Origin of the sequence: Pseudomonas sp. NMS19W (assembly GCF_051554255.1) — a bacterium.
Taxonomy (GTDB): domain Bacteria; phylum Pseudomonadota; class Gammaproteobacteria; order Pseudomonadales; family Pseudomonadaceae; genus Aquipseudomonas; species Aquipseudomonas kribbensis.
Genome location: NZ_CP136718.1, coordinates 1447744 through 1464888, shown reverse-complemented (window position 1 = coordinate 1464888; position 17145 = coordinate 1447744). Strand labels below are relative to the sequence as shown.

Genomic DNA, 17145 nt, shown 5'->3' with positions numbered 1-17145 from the left:
GAGAGTGGGCGAGGATCATGCTTGCCGATACGGCAAGGCGTTCCTCGCCTCTTCCGCATAGGCCAGCACACCGGCGCGTTCCTGCTGAAGAAAATCCTTCACGGCGGCTTTCAGGCCGGGATGGCGCAGGTAATGCCAGGAATGAGTGATCACCGGTTCAAAGCCGCGAATCAACTTATGCTCGCCCTGAGCGCCGGCGTCGAAACGTTGATAACCCTGGGCAATCGCGTAGTCCATGCCCTGGTAGAAACAGGTTTCGAAATGCAGCCGGTCGTACTCGGCCAGACATCCCCAGTAGCGCCCGTAGAAACTGTCGCCACCCACCAGACTGAACGCCATCGCCACCGGCCTTGACCCGTGTCTGGCCAATACGACACGAATCGATTCCGGCATGCGCTCGGCCAGCAGACTGAAGAACTCCCGCGTCAGGTACGGTGCCTGACGGCGCACCGCATAAGTGTTGGCGTAGCAGGCGTAGACAAAATCCCACTGCGCTTCGTCCAGCTCTCGCCCTTCAAGCCATTCGAATTCAAAGCCCTGCCCCGCCACTTGCTCGCGCTCCTTGCGCATCTGCTTGCGCTTGCGCGAACTGAGCACGTCGAGAAAGTCCTGGAAGTCGCGATAGCCGCGATTCTGCCAGTGGTACTGACAGCCGATGCGTTGCAGCCAGCCCGGCTGCTCGGCCATGGCGGCATCGGTAAAGGCATCGGTGAAGTTGATGTGGGCGCCGGAGAGTTCTTCGATTTCCAGATAACCCGGCAGGCTCTTGAGCAGTTCGAATCCGTCCTCGACGCTCGCCGCCAACAGGCGCGGCCCGGTGACCGGGCTGAACGGCACCGCACTCAAAAACTTGGGGTAGTAATCGATGCCGGCACGGGCGCAGGCATCGGCCCAACCGTGATCGAACACGTATTCGCCGTAGGAATGCCACTTGCGATAACCGGGCAGCGCCGTGATCAGACGACCGTCTTCGACGTGCAGCAAATGCTCCGCCTGCCAGCCAGTGAGCGGGCCGACACTGCCGCTGTCTTCCAGCGCGCCGAGGAAGGCATGGCGCAGAAACGGCTGGTTGTCCGGCACCAGTGCATCCCAGAGTGCCGGTTCGATTTCCGACAGTTTTTGCAGGCGCTGCAACGGCATTTTCCTCTCCACTTTTGGCCCCGAAAGCCTCGCGAGTATCGCTGATCGGCCCGGTCTTGCCCACGTCCGATTGCGCGACAGCGCTCTAGATCAATAGTTCACGCAAGTTTTGTATCGTCATCAACCTGCCATCACCGTGCCACTGCTCTGTCATAAACCATCGCGATACTGGCGCCTGTTTTTAGAGCGCCGGGTTCTACCCGGACACAGTTTTCCGACGTTCAAATCGTCGGTTGTGCCCAGGATGGTTCAGCCATCCCTCTCATCTTCGGAGATTGCTATGCGTCTTGCTTCCACGAAAACTGCGGCGGCCCTGTGCGGTGGCCTGTTGCTGGCCATGAGTGTTCCGGCCAGTGCCGCAGTCGACGCCAAACTGCTCGACATGCTCAAGGCTAACGGTTCCATCACCCAGGCGCAGTACGTAGAACTGCAAACCGAACTGGCCCAGGATCAGAAGGCCCAGCAAATCGCGCAGCAGGCGCAGCAAGAGACCAACGAGCAAATCGCGGCAACCGCGAAGAAAACCAACGAGCTGAGCAGCTTCGACCAGAAGCTGGCCTGGGCTGCCAAGACCCAGTTCAAGGGTGACGTACGTTTCCGTCAGGAAACCGTGAAGAACGATGGCGTACCGAACGCCAAGGACCAGGACCGTCAGCGCATTCGTGCCCGTCTGGGTGCCTACACCGAAATCAACCCGCAGGTTGATACCGGTATCCGTATCGCCACCGGCAGCAGCGACGACGCCCGCTCCACCAACCAGGACCTGAACAACTACTTCGACAAGAAGCAGATCTGGCTCGACCTGGGTTACGTCGACTACCACCCTGACGCGGTCAAGAACCTGCACCTGATCGCCGGTAAAATGAACCAGCCTTGGGTGAGCATGGGCGACATCATCTGGGACAGCGACATCAACCCGGAAGGTCTGGCTGTCACCTACAAGTACCCGCTGAGCGGCAGCACCGAGCTGTTCGGCAGCGCCGGTCACTACACCCTCAAGGACAACGTCGACGGCGAAGGCGTGCAGTTCAAGCACGACCTGCGTCTGTACGCTGGCCAGCTGGGTGGTCGCTTCGCGCTGACCGACAGCCTGAAACTGACCCTGGGCGGCAGCATTTACTCCTACGACAACGACAAGGACAGCGCCTGCCCTACCAGCGGCACCGTGACTGCGCCATGCGCCCTGGCCGTCAACGGCAACAGCCCGAACGAAACCTTCAAACTGTATGAAGGCTTCGGTCAGCTGGACATCGCCAACCTGCCGGTTCCGCTGTCGATCTACGGTCAGTACGTGAACAACAAAGACGCCAGCAACGACCAGGACACTGGCTGGCTGGCCGGCGTGAAGACCAAGGTTTACGGCTTCGGCATCGATTACAACTACCGCGACGTACAGCGTAACGCGGTGGTGGGTGCCTTCACCGACTCCGACTTCGCCAACGGCTACACCGGTTCCCGCGGCAGCAAGCTGAAAGTGAGCTACGAGCTGGACAAGAACTTCACCCTCGGCGCCACCTACTTCATGGCTAACTCGGACTACACCAACGCCAGCCTGAAGAAGACCGACTCCGACATCAACACCCTGCAACTGGATGCTGAAGCCAAGTTCTAAAACAGCAGTCACAAGCGGCAAGCTTCAAGTGAATGCCTCGCTTGAAGCTTGAAGCTTGAAGCTTGAAGCTTGAAGCTGAAGTTATCCTACAGCCCGGCGCCGCAGCAGCGATCCCCATCATCCGTTCGCTGCCGTTACGCCGGGCTGTTTTTTTTGCCTCAGGAATTGTCTTTCCGGCGCTGCGCCGCCAGCCGCTCGGCCAACGCATCCACACCCTCCTCCGGTTTCTCCGGCATCTCCCGCAATGTCGCCTGCATCAAACGCATCTGGCGGATGAAGCGCCGGCAATTTCGGCAGAACATCAGGTGATGACGCACCATCAGTTTTTCGCGAAAGCTCAACTGGCCATCGAGATAATCGCTGGAGCGCGCCACTTGTTCTTTACAGGTCAGCATTCGCCGGTCTCCTCGAAATGCTCCACGGTGGCGAAGACTTTCAGCCGCGCACGATGCAGCAGCACACGGACATTGGAGAGCGAGATCTCCAGAAGATTACAGATCTCTTCCAGCTCCAGGCCCTGACGCTCGCGCAGCAACAGCACACTGCTTTGCAGTTCTGACAGGCTGAGCAGCGTGTGCTCCAGACATTCGCGCAGTTCATTTTCAGTAAGCAACGCTTCGGGCGTGTCCTGATGCCAGGCGAACGGTGCGACCAGCCAGTGGCCGTCGCCGGGAGAAAAGCGATCATCGTCTATGGTGCCGTGGGGAGCCGGCAGATCATCCATCAGCACTTCGCGACGGTTCTGCTTGTAACGGCCCTTGGCCGAATTGGCGGTGATGGTCAGCAGCCAGGTCTTCAGGCTGGAACGGCCCTCGAAGCTGCCGATATGCCGCACCACTGACAGCCAGGCGTCCTGCACCACTTCTTCGACGTGGCGCTGGCCAACAATCGCATAGGCCACCGCGCGCATGGCGCTCTGGTAGGTGGTGACCAGTTCCTTGAAAGCCTTTTGCTCGCCGGCCAGCAGGCGCTCGAGCAATTGAGAGTCATCCATTGCAGCCATCGATACCTCACGGGCAAAAAAAATCGCAGCCTGCAGCGTTTCCCGAAGGAGCGTGCAGACTGCGATCTTTTAACACGGACTCAGCGCTTGCGCAGAATCACGCTACCAATCGAATAACCGGCACCGAACGAACTCAGCACCGCCAGCGAACCGGCCGCCAGATCGTCCTGATACTTGTGGAAAGCGATCACGGAACCGGCGGAGCTGGTGTTGGCGTAGGTGTCGAGAATCACCGGTGCTTCTTCTTCGGTCGCTTCGCGGCCCAGCAACTTGCGCACGATCAGGTGGTTCATGCTCAGGTTGGCCTGGTGCAGCCAGAAGCGCTTCACGTCGCCGACGTTGAGCTTGTTCTCTTCCAGGTGCTCACCGATCAGCTCGGCCACCATCGGGCACACGTCCTTGAACACCTTGCGGCCTTCCTGCACGAACAGTTTGTCCCGGGCACCAATGCCCTCTTCCGCTGCGCGGTTGAGGAAGCCGAAGTTGTTGCGGATGTTGTTGGAGAACTTGGTCAGCAGTTTGGTGCTGACTACGTCGAACTGGTGCTTCGACGTTGCCGTATCGGCACGCTCGATGACGACGGCTGTGGCGGCGTCACCGAAGATGAAGTGGCTGTCGCGGTCACGGAAGTTCAGGTGACCGGTGCAGACTTCCGGGTTGACCATCAGGATCGCCCGGGCCTGGCCCAGTTGCACGGTGTTGGCGGCTTGCTGGATGCCGAAGGTCGCCGACGAGCAGGCGACGTTCATGTCGAAACCGAAACCCTGGATGCCCAGTGCTTCCTGGACTTCGATGGCGATGGCCGGATAGGCACGTTGCAGGTTGGAGCAGGCGACGATCACACCGTCGATGTCGGCGGCAGTCTTGCCGGCGCGCTGCAAGGCTTGCTCGGCAGCGCCGATGGCCATCTGGCAAAGCACCGACCACTCGTCGTTGGAACGCTCCGGCAGGCGTGGCGCCATGCGTTGCGGATCAAGGATGCCGTCCTTGTCCATGACAAAGCGGCTCTTGATGCCCGAGGCTTTTTCGATGAACGCGGCGCTGGATTCGGTCAGGGCCTGGATCTCGCCGCTGGCGATGGCGTCAGCGTTGTCCGCGTTGAACTGCGCGACGTAGGTATTGAAAGACTGCACCAGCTCTTCGTTGGAAATGCTGTTGGCCGGGGTGTACAGGCCGGTGCCGCTGATGACGACGTTATGCATGGTCGTTTCTCTAATCTGTTCAGGCAGAAAGTGCTGGCACCGACGTGCCAACACGCAAAGGGTCTATTCCCATAGAGGGGACGCAAAAACCTGGCATCGCTTTATTCCGACCTCGCCCGCGGCTGACAAGGCTCAAAACCGCGGGGCCGGCGTTTATAGGCGCGAAGTTTGCCATAAACCTTGGCATTTGGCGCCTTTTGCAGGATCGGAGGTCAGGCCTCGACCTGACTCCACTGCTTGTTCAGGCGCTTGTCGGAGATCGGCACTTTCGTCCCCAACTGCTGGGCGAACAGCGAAACCCGGTACTCCTCGAGCCACCAGCGATACAGCTCAAGCTGCGGATCGCGCTTGCCTTCCTGAGCATGCTTGGCGGCGCGAGTCTGGTATTGCGTCCAGAGGCCGGCGAGTTCGCCGCTCCAGACCCGATCCTTCTGCACCTGCGCGCCCAGCTTCTCGAAACGCTGCTCGACTGCCTTCAGATAACGCGGCAGCTCCTTGAGCCAGAGCATCGGCGTTTCGCGAACGAAGCCCGGATACACCAGATGACTGAGCTGCTGCTTGATGTCGTTAAGCGCCACCGCCTGAGCCAGGTCGATCTTGCCCTTGAAGCGTTTTTGCAGACCGTGCCAGAGCTTGAGGATTTCCAGGGTCAGACGCGCTACCCGCTCGGCATGCTCGGTCCAGCTGCCACGCTTGCGCTCGGCCAGTGCCGCCAGACCTGCGCCGTCACGCGGCAACGGGTCTTCGCCATCAAGAATGCAGCTGTCGAGGCTGGCCAGCAGAATGTCTTCCACCAGCGCATCGACCCGGCCCAGCTCGCGGTACAGCAGGCCCAGTTCGGTCAGACCCGGCAACTTGCCACGCAGGAATTTGGCCGGTTCGGCCAGTTGCTGCATCAGCAGACGCTGCAAGGCGCGGCGATGCTGGAACTCGGCTTCGGCCGGGGTCGAGAAGCGCCCTTCCTTGACCGTGCCGCCCTCTTCCACCAGCGCCGGATAGACCGTCATCGACAGCCCGGCAATCTTCTGCTGAGTCTTTTCCGCCACCGGCGCGAAGATCTTGGCCTCCACCGGTTGCTGACTTTTCGCACTCTGCGGCACAGCCAGTGCGGCCTGACTGGCTTCGGCGAAACGTGCGGTCAGCTCGGCCAGATCCCGGCCTTCGCCGAGGAACTTGCCTTGGCCGTCGACGATTTCCAGGTTCATCCGCAGATGGCTTTCGACCTGCTGCGCCGCTTCGGCCCAGGCTTCGTCGCTGACCCGCGCACCGGTCATGCGCAGCAGCTCACGGCCCAACACTTGCGGTAACGAACCCTCGGCGAATGTCATGCGTTGCAGTGCGGCCTTGATGAAGTCCGGCACCGGCACGAAGTTCTTGCGCAGGGCCTTTGGCAGGTTGCGCACCAGTGCGATGCACTTTGCCTCGATCAGCCCCGGCACCAGCCATTCCAGGCGCTCCGGCGGCAGCATCGGCAACAGCGGTGCCGGCACACGCAGGGTCACGCCGTCACGCGGGTGATTCGGTTCAAAGTGGTAACTCAGGGCCAGTTCCAGATCGCCGATGTGCAGCGTGTCCGGGTAATGCTGGGCGGTGACTTCGCTGGCCTCGCGGGCCAGCACGTCCTCTTCGCGCATGATCAGCAGTTGCGGGTCTTTCTGGCTGTTGACCCGATACCAGCTGTCGAAGGTCGCGGTCTGGTGAATCTCCGCCGGCAGTCGCGCATCGTAGAAGGCGAACAGGGTTTCCTCGTCGGCCAGAATGTCCCGACGACGGGCCTTGGCTTCCAGTTCGTCGAGTTGTTCGAGCAATTGCTTGTTGGCGGTCAGGCATTTGGCCCGGGACTGAATCTCGCCCCGCACCAGGCCTTCGCGGATGAACAGTTCCCGCGAGACCACCGGATCCACCGGGCCGTAATGCACCGGTCGGCGACCGACCACGATCAGCCCGAACAGGGTGATCTGTTCGAAGGCGACGACCTGACCGCGCTTCTTCTCCCAGTGCGGTTCGAAGTGGTTCTTCTTGATCAGATGCCCGGCCAGCGGCTCGATCCAGTCGGCGTCGATCTTCGCCACCATCCGCGCGTAGAGCTTGGTGGTTTCCACCAGTTCGGCGGTCATCACCCACTGCGGGCGCTTCTTGCCGATGCCCGACGACGGGTGAATCCAGAAGCGCCGCTGACGGGCACCAAGATAGTCGCCGTCCTCGGTTTTCTGGCCGATCTGGCTGAGCAGACCGACCAGCACAGCCTTGTGCAGCTTCGGATAATCCGCCGGCTCTTTATTCAGGCTCAGCTGCAAGTCGCGGCAGATCAGGCTCAACTGGCGATGGGAATCACGCCACTCTCGCAACCGCAGGTAGTTGAGGAAATTCTTGCGGCACCAGTTGCGCAGCGGGTTGGCAGTCAACGCCTGGCGCTGTTCTTCGAAGCCACGCCACAGATTGACCAGCGCCGCAAAGTCCGAGTCGGCGTCCTTCCACTGTGCGTGGGCCTGATCGGCGGCTTGCTGACGCTCCGGCGGACGTTCGCGTGGGTCCTGAATCGACATGGCACTGGCGACGATCAGCACTTCCTGCAAGCTGCCGAGCTTGGCGGCTTCGAGCAGCATGCGGCCCATGCGCGGGTCCACCGGCAGGCGCGCAAGCTGGCGGCCGAGCGGGGTCAGCTGACTGTTGCGATCCACCGCCGACAGTTCTTGCAGCAGGTTGAAACCGTCGCTGATCGCCTTGCCGTCCGGCGGCTCGATGAACGGGAACGCGGTGATCTCGCCGAGGCGCAGATGGAGCATCTGCAAAATAACCGCTGCCAGGTTGGTGCGCAGGATTTCCGGATCGGTAAATTCCGGACGACCGAGGAAATCCTCTTCGCTGTACAAGCGCACGCAGATGCCCGGCTCGACCCGGCCGCAACGACCTTTACGCTGGTTGGCACTGGCCTGGGAAATCGCTTCGATCGGCAGGCGCTGAACCTTGGCGCGGTAGCTGTAGCGGCTGATGCGTGCGGTGCCGCTGTCGATCACGTAACGGATGCCCGGCACGGTCAGCGAGGTTTCGGCGACGTTGGTCGCCAACACCACTCGACGGCCCGGGTGGGACTGGAAGATCCGCTGCTGCTCGGCCGGCGACAGGCGCGCGTACAACGGCAGGATTTCGGTGTGCTTGAGCTGGGCCTTGCGCAGCATGTCGGCGGCGTCGCGAATCTCGCGTTCGCCCGGCAGGAACACCAGCACATCGCCGGGACTGCGACGTTCGCTGCGCTCGTAAGCGGCGATTTCATCGAGGGTAGCGAGGATCGCCTGATCCACGGTCAGGTCGTCCTCGACGCGGTTACCCTCTTCGTCCTGCTCAAGCGTCAGCGGGCGATACCAGGTTTCAACCGGGAAGGTGCGGCCGGACACTTCGACAATCGGCGCATCGTCAAAATGCTTGGAGAAACGCTCAAGATCGATGGTCGCCGAGGTGATGATGACCTTCAGATCCGGACGACGCGGCAGCAGGGTTTTCAGGTAACCCAGCAGGAAGTCGATGTTGAGGCTGCGTTCGTGGGCTTCGTCGACGATGATCGTGTCGTAGCGTTCGAGGTAGCGGTCGTTCTGGGTTTCCGCCAGCAGGATGCCGTCGGTCATCAGTTTGATCAGGGTGTTGGCATCGCTTTGGTCTTCGAAGCGCACCTGATAACCGACCAGCGCGCCCAGCGGTGTGCCGAGTTCTTCGGCGACCCGGCTGGCCACACTGCGCGCCGCGATCCGACGCGGCTGGGTGTGGCCGATCAGGCCATGCTGGCCGCGACCGATCTCCAGACAGATCTTCGGCAACTGGGTGGTTTTACCCGAGCCGGTTTCACCGGCGATGATCAGCACCTGATGCTTTTCCAGGGCCTTCTTGATTTCGTCACGCTTGGCCGCAATCGGCAGGCTGTCGTCGTAACGGATCACCGGCAGGCTGGCCTTGCGCGCCAGCACCTGATCGCAGGACGCCTGCATGCGCGCCACCCACTGGGCCAGCTTGGCCTCGTCGGGCTTCTTGCGCAGCTCAAGCAACTGCCGCCGCAGCCGGTGGCGGTCGGCGAGCATGGCGTGATCGAGGTTTTTCAGCAGTTTGTCGATGGAGGGCGATTCGTCGGTCATCGGGTACGCAATTCGGTCGTCTAGTGGCGCAAGGACGCGATTGTGGCAGAAAAGCAGCTGCAAGCGGCAAGCTGCGAGCCGCAAGTTGAATGCGGCCTTTGACTTGAGGCTTGTAGCTTGCGGCTTGCAGCTGCTTTATTCGTTATCCAGGCCCTTGCGCCGATACGGGAAGACATCGATGACTTTCCCGGCCCGGATCGCCTCCTGCAGGCCCTTCCAGTAATCGGCGTTGTACAACTCGCCATGCAACTGATCGAACAACTTGCGCTGCTTGGCATCGGCAAACAGAAACGGCGGAAACTCCTCGGGGAACACATCCAGCGGCCCGATCGAATACCAAGGCTCGGAGGCCATTTCGTCCTCTGGCGTGCGCGGTGGCGGGATATGGCGGAAGTTGGCCTCAGTCAGGAAGCAGATTTCGTCGTAGTCGTAGAACACCACCCGGCCATGGCGGGTGACGCCGAAGTTCTTCAGCAGCATGTCGCCGGGGAAGATGTTGGCCGCCGCCAGTTGCTTGATCGCCAGCCCGTAGTCCTCCAGCGCTTCGCGTACCTGGGCTTCGTTGGCGTTGTCCAGATAGAGGTTGAGCGGAGTCATCCGGCGCTCGGTCCAGCAGTGGCGGATCAGCACCGTTTCGCCTTCCAGCGACACCGTGGACGGTGCGACCTCCAGCAGCTCGGCCAGACACGCCGGATCGAACTTGCTCAGCGGGAAACGGAAATCGGCGAACTCCTGGGTATCGGCCATGCGCCCGACGCGGTCGACGCTTTTCACCAGTCGGTACTTCTCGATCACCGTGGCGCGGTCGACGTTTTTCGACGGTGAGAAGCGGTCCTTGATGATCTTGAACACGGTGTTGAAGCCCGGCAGCGTGAACACGCTCATGACCATGCCGCGCACGCCCGGGGCCATGATGAACTGGTCGTCGGTATTGGCCAGGTGGTTGATCAGGGCGCGATAGAACTCGGATTTGCCGTGCTTGTAGAAGCCGATCGAGGTGTACAGCTCGGCGATGTGCTTGCCCGGCAGGATGCGCTTGAGGAAACCGATGAATTCCGCCGGCACCGGAACATCCACCATGAAATACGAACGGGTGAACGAGAAGATGATCGACACATCGGCTTCGTCGGTGATCAGCGCATCGATCTGAATCCCCCGCCCCTCGCGGTGCAGCAGCGGAATTACCAGCGGCCACTGATCGTCGTTGGTGTAGATGCGTCCGACCAGATAGGCGCCCTTGTTGCGGTACAGCACCGAGGAAAACAGCTCGAGGCTCAGCTCCGGGTCCTTGCACACCCAGTCCGGCAGGTTCTCGCGCAGTTGCGCTTCAAGGCGCTGCAGATCCCGGGGCAGATCGGCGTAAACCTCACTGAAACGGTAATCGGCAAAGATGCTCGCGAGCATGCCCGACAACTGCCCTTGCGGTTTGTAGGTGCGGGTCTGCGCGGCCCTGGCGCGGCGCAGGCTCGGCCGGGTGGTATGGATGAACATGCAGCCATCGCTGATCAGGTCGTGGCTGAACAGGCCGCAGAAAATCGAGTTGTACCAGGTCTCGGAGAGTTCATCGTCGAAGCGCAGGTCGATGATGCTGATGTAGGCGCTTTTCACCAGCGGCCAGCAACTGACTTCCATCAGCGTGTCCGTCTCGAAATGCTCACGCAGGCGCGCGACGGTTTCGCCGACCTTGTCTTCGTAGAGGTTGATCCGCGCCGCCGACGCGGTTTGCGTGTCCTGCCAGCGCGCCTGTTCGAAACGCTCCCGGGCGCCGTCGGTGATCCGCCGGAAATGCTCGCGGTAATCGTCAAAGCCATCGAGGATCATGCGGGCGATGTCGGTGGCTGGCCATTGCTGCGGCATAGATGAGACCTCTGCGGGAATTGAAGAATCTGTGCTCGAAGGCCTGAGCTTAGCCACGGAACCGGGGACAGGAGAAGCGTAATTTCTGCCAAATCCGCGACCGGCTTGTACAGCGACACAGTTTTTATCAAAGTTTTTTTTAATCGACCGTTCGGTCAGCAAACACTTCAACCGGCAGTTCCTGCCGCTCGGCGCCAGCCCGCGAATTCTCTGGGTTTCGGATCCAATCAAACCGTGACATCTCTATTCCGCGGCTTTGCTCTGCCTGCGCATTCCCGTCCATCGCCCGCGACCTTGATTGCACAGTGACCTTACCAAGGTGATGGCACTTTGATATACAGCCCGCCATCACCCGCCTCACAACAAGATCCTCGGCCCACGAGGACGCCCTCTTTCTCAACGTTCAAGGAGCACATTGATGTCTATCCGGAATCTGCGCATAGGTTTGCGCGCCAGTTTGAGTTTTGCCGTTCTGGCCAGTCTGCTGATGGTGGTTGGCCTGTTCGGTCTGGGCCAGATGAAGGCCCTGCGTGAAAGCGCAGCGGTGATCGAAGAATCGTGGATGCCCAGCATCGAAAGCATCCATGACGCAGCGGCGAACATCGCCAGCATCCGCCTCGAATCCCTGCGTCTGATCACCAGTACCCAGGCCGCTGTGCGCGAACGCAGCAAGGGCATTCTCACGGCGCAACGTCAGGAGTTGCTCAAGCGCCTCGACGATCACAAAGCCCTGCTCGCCAACGATCAGGAACGGGCGATGCTGGAAGGTCTGGGCGCCGACACCGCCAAGTACCTGAGCATCCTCGACCAGATCATCAAACAGATCGACGCCGGGCAGAACGAACAGGCCTATACGCGACTGACCACTGAACTGGCGCCTCAGGGCAGCGTGCTCGACAAGACCCTGGAGCAAATGATCACCCTCAATCAGCAAGGCGCCGATGCCGCCGCAAAATCCGCTGCCGCGACCTATCAGCAGTCACTGTGGATCGTCGCGACAATCATCGTCATCGCCCTGATCGCCACCCTGCTGCTGGCGTGGCTGCTGACCCGCAGCATTACCGCACCGATCAATCAGGCACTGAGCGTGGCCCGACGGATCGCCTCCGGTGACCTCAGCGGCCGCATCGACAGCGAGGGCCGCGATGAAGCGGCGCAGTTGCTCACCGCGCTGGCCGAAATGCAGAGCAATCTGCGTTCGACCATTCGCGGTATCAGCGAATCGGCCCAACAGCTGGCCTCCGCCGCCGAGGAAATGAGTTCGGTGATGGAGCAAAGCACCCGCGGCCTGCAGCAGCAGAACGACCAGATCGAACAGGCTGCCACGGCCGTCACCGAGATGAGCACGGCGGTGGATGAAGTCGCTGCCAATGCGGTGTCCAGCGCCGAAGCGTCCGAAGCCTCGAACGAAGACAGCAAGCACGGGCACGTGCAGGTCAGCGAGACCATCAGTTCGATTCAGGAATTGGTCAGCGCGGTGCTCGGTGCCTCCGAACAGGCCGAGGGCCTGGCGACCCAGGCCCAGGACATCAGCAAGGTGCTGGAAGTGATTCGCGGCATCGCCGGGCAGACCAACCTGCTGGCGCTCAATGCCGCCATTGAAGCGGCGCGGGCCGGTGAGGCAGGACGTGGCTTTGCAGTCGTTGCCGACGAGGTCCGTTCGCTGGCCCAGCGCACGCAGAATTCCACCGAAGAAATCGAGCTGATGATCAGCAGCATCCAGCAAGGCACCGGTGCCACCGTCGGCGCGTTGCAAAGCAGTGCCGAACAGGCCAGCCAGACCCTGCGCCGGGCCAACAGTGCCGGCCATGCACTGGAGAAAATCACCGCGTCGATCTCGCAGATCAACCAGCGCAATCTGGTGATCGCCAGCGCCGCCGAGCAACAGGCGCTGGTGGCCCGGGAAGTCGATGAAAACCTGGTGACCATCCGCGATCTGTCCACACAAACCGCCGCCGGCGCGACCCAGACCTCTGCCGCCAGTCAGGAGCTGTCGCGTCTGGCCGTCGACCTCAACGGCCTGGTGACGCGCTTCGTGCTCTGACGGGGAAATTAAATGCCCGATTAGCGGTTGCCATCGTCAGGGCGCTCGGCAACACTCTCGTCCCCATCAAGGAAGGAGTTACCCGTGAGCCCTGTCGATATTTTCCGCATGTTGTCGCTGGCTGCGATCTGGGGTGCGAGCTTCCTGTTCATGCGCATCATCGCCCCCGCGATCGGCACCGTTCCGACCGGATTTTTCCGGGTCTCGATCGCGGCGGTCGGTTTGCTGGTGATCCTTGGTCTGATGCGTATCAGCTGGGATTTCAAAGGCAAACTCAAGACCGTGATGATGCTGGGCGTGATCAACTCCGGCGTTCCGGCCACCCTGTACTCCGTCGCCGCCCAGGTGCTGCCGGCCGGGTACTCCGCCATCTTCAATGCCACCACGCCGCTGATGGGCGTGTTGATCGGCGGGCTGTTCTTCAGTGAAAAACTCACGGTGGCCAAACTGGCCGGGGTGTTTCTTGGTCTGCTCGGCGTGGGCGTGCTGACCCGCGCCGGCCCGGTCGCGTTCGACCTGCCGCTGTTGATGGGGGCCGTTGCCTGCCTGCTCGCAACGACCTGCTACGGTTTCGCCGGTTTCCTCGCCCGGCGCTGGCTGGATCAGGCCGGCGGGCTCGACAGTCGTCTTTCGGCGTTGGGCAGCATGCTCGGTGCGACGCTGTTCCTGCTGCCACTGTTCGGCTACAGCGTCATTACCCAGCCACCTGTGAGCTGGGGCGGCTGGAATGTCTGGCTGTCGCTGTTGGGCCTGGGTCTGGGCTGCACCGCGTTTGCGTACATCATTTACTTCCGCCTGCTGAGCTCCATCGGGCCGGTGAAATCGATGACGGTGACCTTCATGATCCCACCGTTCGGCGTGTTGTGGGGCGCGCTGTTTCTCGACGAACCGCTGTCGATGGCCCATGTGTATGGCGGGGTGTTGATCGCGATTGCGCTGTGGCTGGTATTGAAGCCGGCGGCGGTGAAACCGGCAGAAGTCGCGACTCGCTGATCGACAGATGCAAAAAAGGCCCGGGAGTTTCCTCCCGGGCCTTTTTCATTTGTAGCTGTTACGCCGTTTTACGGAACACGAATACCAGACCGACGATGATCAACAGCATCCCCAACACGCTCAACGCGGCCAGGCGATTGCCGAAGATCAGGTAATCCATCACCGCCGTCACGGCCGGCACCAGATAGAACAGACTGGTGACATTCACCAGATTGCCCCGGGCGATCAGTCGATACAGCAGCAACGTTGCCAGCACGGAAACCACCAGCCCCATCCACAACACCGGCACAATGAAACCTGCGCTGTGTTCGAAGTGGAACGGCTGGAACGGCACGAAGATCCCGCACAACAACAGTCCTGCCAGATACTGCACCGGCAGTGTGCCGAGAGGATTGTCGGTGATGCGTTTCTGCATGATCGAGCCGAACGTCATGCTCGCCAATGCCAACAAACCGAACAGCATCCCCGCCAGCGACATCCCGGCCAGGCCGATGCCCTGGTAAACCACCATGATCAGACCGGCCAACCCCAGCGCCAGGCCGAAGATCCTGCTCGCCGAGCGCTGCCGCTCCATGATCACCACGGTGAGGATCGGCTGTACGCCCATGATGGTCGCCATCACCCCGGGGGTGACCTTCAGATCCAGCGCCAGCAGATAAAAGATCTGATAAGCCCCCAACAGCACCACTCCGGTAGCCATCGCATACAGCATCGGCCGGCCGCCCTTGGGCAGTTTCAGCTTGAGCAACGGCACCAGCAGCACCAGCCCGCACAGAGCAATCACAAAACGGATCAGCAGAAAGGCAAAGGGCGAAGCGTGGGCCAGCCCCCACTTGGAGAAGATCGCCCCGCTGCTCCAAAGCAGAACGAACAGGCTCGTGGACGCCGCCGCGAGCGCGGACTTTTTCGAAAGGACAAACATGAATACCACCTGTAGTCAGGCAAATAGCCAACTCAGCCGAAGCTGAAATTCAGTAGGTTTTTTCAGGCGGGCACAGGGGTCAGCAGAAAACGCTGATCAGCCCGAAACGCCAACGCCCGGCGGTGATACGACTGCGCACACCGGCGTGCTACTGACAGGTGGGGGGTAATGGCTGATCTGCACAGGCTGCTGATTCCCGCACGGCACGACGCCAGCGTTGACCGCTGAATCGACTACCGCGTTGATGAGGGATGCAGGCATCTGGGCTGATCTTTTTCGAGGGATTGAAAGGTGAGCCGTAGAACTCACGAGCGCCGACTATAACCAGCCTGCGACATGGATTGCAATGAGTTGGGCAAAGGGCCGCTAGCGACGGATGAGCGAGAGCTGAATAGGCTGTTGAGCAACGGCTACACCCACTGATGGGGAGACATGGAATGCTCGAAATCATATGCCAAGAGAAAGGACGTATTTGCGGTATCAGTTGTATCGGTCAGAGGCCAGAAAGCAAGCAGGTATCGCGACTCACAGAATGCAGTTTCATGACGGAGCAGATTTTTCGAAGATCCGCTTCGAACCCATTGATGCCATAGCATTGAGCGCCTTTGAGCTTTGGGAGAATCCACACTTTAGCTGGCGAGAGATTGCCGCATGGAAGTCACGAGAACCCTTATCCCTGGATATCGCGATCTGGTTTGAAGAACAGCTGTGCGGACTGTGTTTCGCCAACCCGAATAAAAGCCGCCAGAGAATTCGAATCGTGCGACTGGAGGGACAACCCGGAGCGCTTCACCCGCTTAAAAAGCGTATTGCGGTTCTGGCGATGATGGCCATTGATGAGTTTGCGCAAATAATCGGCAGTAAGTGGATTGAAGTCCAGGAGCCACTACAAGAAGCAATGCCTGTTTATACAAAACTCGGCTTCAAAATTGATCTGGAAGGCCGCCTTGTCCTCGCAGTGGAGAGTAAAGTATCGTGAAAACTGTTCAAGTAATGATCAACGAGGGCGGGCTCATGCGCAGATCCGTGAAAAAATCCCCTACCAAGAAAAGATCAATCAAAACGGATGAAAGGCTTGCTTCCTCCGAGCTATCAACCAATCAGCAGCGCTTTCTTCAGCTACTGACTACAGGTATAGAAGGCGAACCCGACGTTCTCGCTGGACGGCGTTGACTCGCAGGCAATAAAAAACCGCTCCTTGTGAGCGGTTTTTTATTGCCTGCATCCAGCCTCAACCAAACAGCCAATACCCCAGCAACGTCAACACCACCACCGCCAGCACTGGCCGCATCACACGGTAGGCCTTTGGATTGCGGCGCTTCCACTGCTTGACCACGCCGCTGAACCGGTCGCTGAAGTTCTTGGTCCAGGCATAGGCCTGGTTGATCCCGCCGACGCGCTCGTCGTCGAGGTTCTGCGGTGCGGTGGCGCGGCCCAGCCAGGCACTGATGGAGCGGTTGATGCGGGTCATGAGGCGGTTGCTCAGCGGACGCTCGACGTCGCAGAACAGGATGACGCGGGTCTGTTCGGTTTCGTTCTTGACCCAATGCACATAGGTCTCGTCGAACATCACGTCTTCACCGTCACGCCAGGCGTAGACCTGACCGTCGACAAAGATCCGGCAATCGTCGGAGTTCGGCGTCGACAGCCCCAGGTGATAGCGCAGGGAACCGGCGAACGGATCACGGTGCGGGTTCAAGTGGCTGCCGCCCGGCAACAGCGCGAACATCGCGCCCTTGACGTTGGGGATGGCACTCACCAGCGCCACGGTTTTCGGGCACAGGGTTTCGGCCGAAGGCAGCGGTTTGTCGTACCACTTGAGGTAGAAACGCTTCCAGCCCTTCTTGAAGAACGAGCCGAAACCGGCATCGTTGTTCTTCTCGGCAGCGCGAATGTAACCCTCGTCGAACAGGTGCATCGCTTCGTCGCGGATGGTTTCCCAGTTGTCGCGCAGCACGTCCAGTTCCGGGAACTTGCTGCGGTCCAGGTACGGTTTGGACGGCACACCGGAAAACAGGTACATCAAGGCGTTGTACGGAGCGAACAGCGCCGAATGGTTGACGAACTGGCGCAGCACCGGCAAAACGCGCCTTGCCGCGCAAATGCACGTAGAGGATGCTGCTCACGAACAGCAGCAACACCAACACCTTGGCGGCCAACGAAAAGGTCATCAACGACTCCTTGAAAAAAGACAACGCCACGCCATGTCATTTACCCGACATGGCGGCCGGCCATGATAAACACTACC

11 protein-coding genes and 1 pseudogene are annotated in these 17145 nt (G+C 60.4%); 4 read left to right on the top strand and 8 right to left on the bottom strand.

The features are described from left to right. Positions 1-15 precede the first annotated feature (15 nt). A complete protein-coding gene (locus R1A29_RS06685) occupies positions 16-1140 on the bottom strand; it encodes a GNAT family N-acetyltransferase (RefSeq protein WP_438300990.1) in 1125 nt (374 codons plus the stop codon). Positions 1141-1420: 280 nt separating this feature from the next. Here R1A29_RS06685 and R1A29_RS06680 point away from each other — a divergent pair, with 280 nt between their 5' ends. Then, positions 1421-2752: a putative porin gene (locus R1A29_RS06680; RefSeq protein WP_438300988.1), complete on the top strand. Its 1332-nt coding sequence runs from the start codon at positions 1421-1423 to the stop codon at positions 2750-2752. Between the two features lie 158 nt (positions 2753-2910). On the opposite strand, the gene R1A29_RS06675 is transcribed toward R1A29_RS06680, so the two are convergent. From R1A29_RS06675 to aceK, 5 genes are all read right to left on the bottom strand, one after another. Continuing rightward, positions 2911-3147, bottom strand: coding sequence for an anti-sigma factor family protein (locus tag R1A29_RS06675; protein ID WP_438300987.1), 237 nt, complete (start codon positions 3145-3147; stop codon positions 2911-2913). Then, positions 3141-3755: an RNA polymerase sigma factor gene (locus R1A29_RS06670; RefSeq protein ID WP_438300986.1), complete on the bottom strand. Its 615-nt coding sequence runs from the start codon at positions 3753-3755 to the stop codon at positions 3141-3143. Before R1A29_RS06670 ends, R1A29_RS06675 begins: the two co-directional genes overlap by 7 nt. Before the next feature lie 80 nt (positions 3756-3835). Then, positions 3836-4957, bottom strand: a complete 1122-nt coding sequence (locus R1A29_RS06665) for a beta-ketoacyl-ACP synthase III (RefSeq protein WP_114881826.1) — start codon at positions 4955-4957, stop codon at positions 3836-3838. A gap of 212 nt (positions 4958-5169) precedes the next feature. After that, a complete protein-coding gene (hrpA, locus tag R1A29_RS06660; protein ID WP_438300984.1) occupies positions 5170-9081 on the bottom strand; it encodes an ATP-dependent RNA helicase HrpA in 3912 nt (1303 codons plus the stop codon). A 135-nt stretch (positions 9082-9216) separates the two neighbouring features. Beyond that, the gene (gene aceK / locus R1A29_RS06655) at positions 9217-10938 is read right to left on the bottom strand and encodes a bifunctional isocitrate dehydrogenase kinase/phosphatase (protein ID WP_438300983.1); all 1722 of its coding nucleotides are present in this window, start codon (positions 10936-10938) and stop codon (positions 9217-9219) included. Positions 10939-11356: 418 nt separating this feature from the next. On the opposite strand from aceK, the gene R1A29_RS06650 reads away from it, so the two are divergent. Next, the gene (locus R1A29_RS06650; RefSeq protein ID WP_438300982.1) at positions 11357-12982 is read left to right on the top strand and encodes a methyl-accepting chemotaxis protein; all 1626 of its coding nucleotides are present in this window, start codon (positions 11357-11359) and stop codon (positions 12980-12982) included. 84 nt (positions 12983-13066) lie between these two features. Further along, positions 13067-13975 carry a DMT family transporter gene (locus R1A29_RS06645; RefSeq protein ID WP_408986320.1) on the top strand — a complete coding sequence of 303 codons (909 nt, stop codon included), beginning with the start codon at positions 13067-13069 and terminating at the stop codon, positions 13973-13975. A 58-nt stretch (positions 13976-14033) separates the two neighbouring features. On the opposite strand, the gene R1A29_RS06640 is transcribed toward R1A29_RS06645, so the two are convergent. Beyond that, positions 14034-14897, bottom strand: a complete 864-nt coding sequence (locus tag R1A29_RS06640) for a DMT family transporter (protein ID WP_432218895.1) — start codon at positions 14895-14897, stop codon at positions 14034-14036. A gap of 532 nt (positions 14898-15429) precedes the next feature. On the opposite strand from R1A29_RS06640, the gene R1A29_RS06635 reads away from it, so the two are divergent. Next, positions 15430-15876 (top strand): hypothetical protein, encoded by a 447-nt coding sequence (locus tag R1A29_RS06635; protein ID WP_438300981.1) that lies wholly within the window; start codon positions 15430-15432, stop codon positions 15874-15876. Positions 15877-16128: 252 nt separating this feature from the next. On the opposite strand, the pseudogene R1A29_RS06630 reads toward R1A29_RS06635, so the two are convergent. Further along, positions 16129-17068, bottom strand: a pseudogene (locus tag R1A29_RS06630) (aspartyl/asparaginyl beta-hydroxylase domain-containing protein). Positions 17069-17145 lie beyond the last annotated feature (77 nt).

Coding starts and splice junctions, on each gene's coding strand:
- R1A29_RS06685 (WP_438300990.1), bottom strand. CDS start 1,140: ATGCCGTTGCAGCGCCTGCAAAAACTGTCGGAAATCGAACCGGCACTC.
- R1A29_RS06680 (WP_438300988.1), top strand. CDS start 1,421: ATGCGTCTTGCTTCCACGAAAACTGCGGCGGCCCTGTGCGGTGGCCTG.
- R1A29_RS06675 (WP_438300987.1), bottom strand. CDS start 3,147: ATGCTGACCTGTAAAGAACAAGTGGCGCGCTCCAGCGATTATCTCGAT.
- R1A29_RS06670 (WP_438300986.1), bottom strand. CDS start 3,755: ATGGCTGCAATGGATGACTCTCAATTGCTCGAGCGCCTGCTGGCCGGC.
- R1A29_RS06665 (WP_114881826.1), bottom strand. CDS start 4,957: ATGCATAACGTCGTCATCAGCGGCACCGGCCTGTACACCCCGGCCAAC.
- hrpA (WP_438300984.1), bottom strand. CDS start 9,081: ATGACCGACGAATCGCCCTCCATCGACAAACTGCTGAAAAACCTCGAT.
- aceK (WP_438300983.1), bottom strand. CDS start 10,938: ATGCCGCAGCAATGGCCAGCCACCGACATCGCCCGCATGATCCTCGAT.
- R1A29_RS06650 (WP_438300982.1), top strand. CDS start 11,357: ATGTCTATCCGGAATCTGCGCATAGGTTTGCGCGCCAGTTTGAGTTTT.
- R1A29_RS06640 (WP_432218895.1), bottom strand. CDS start 14,897: ATGTTTGTCCTTTCGAAAAAGTCCGCGCTCGCGGCGGCGTCCACGAGC.
- R1A29_RS06635 (WP_438300981.1), top strand. CDS start 15,430: ATGCAGTTTCATGACGGAGCAGATTTTTCGAAGATCCGCTTCGAACCC.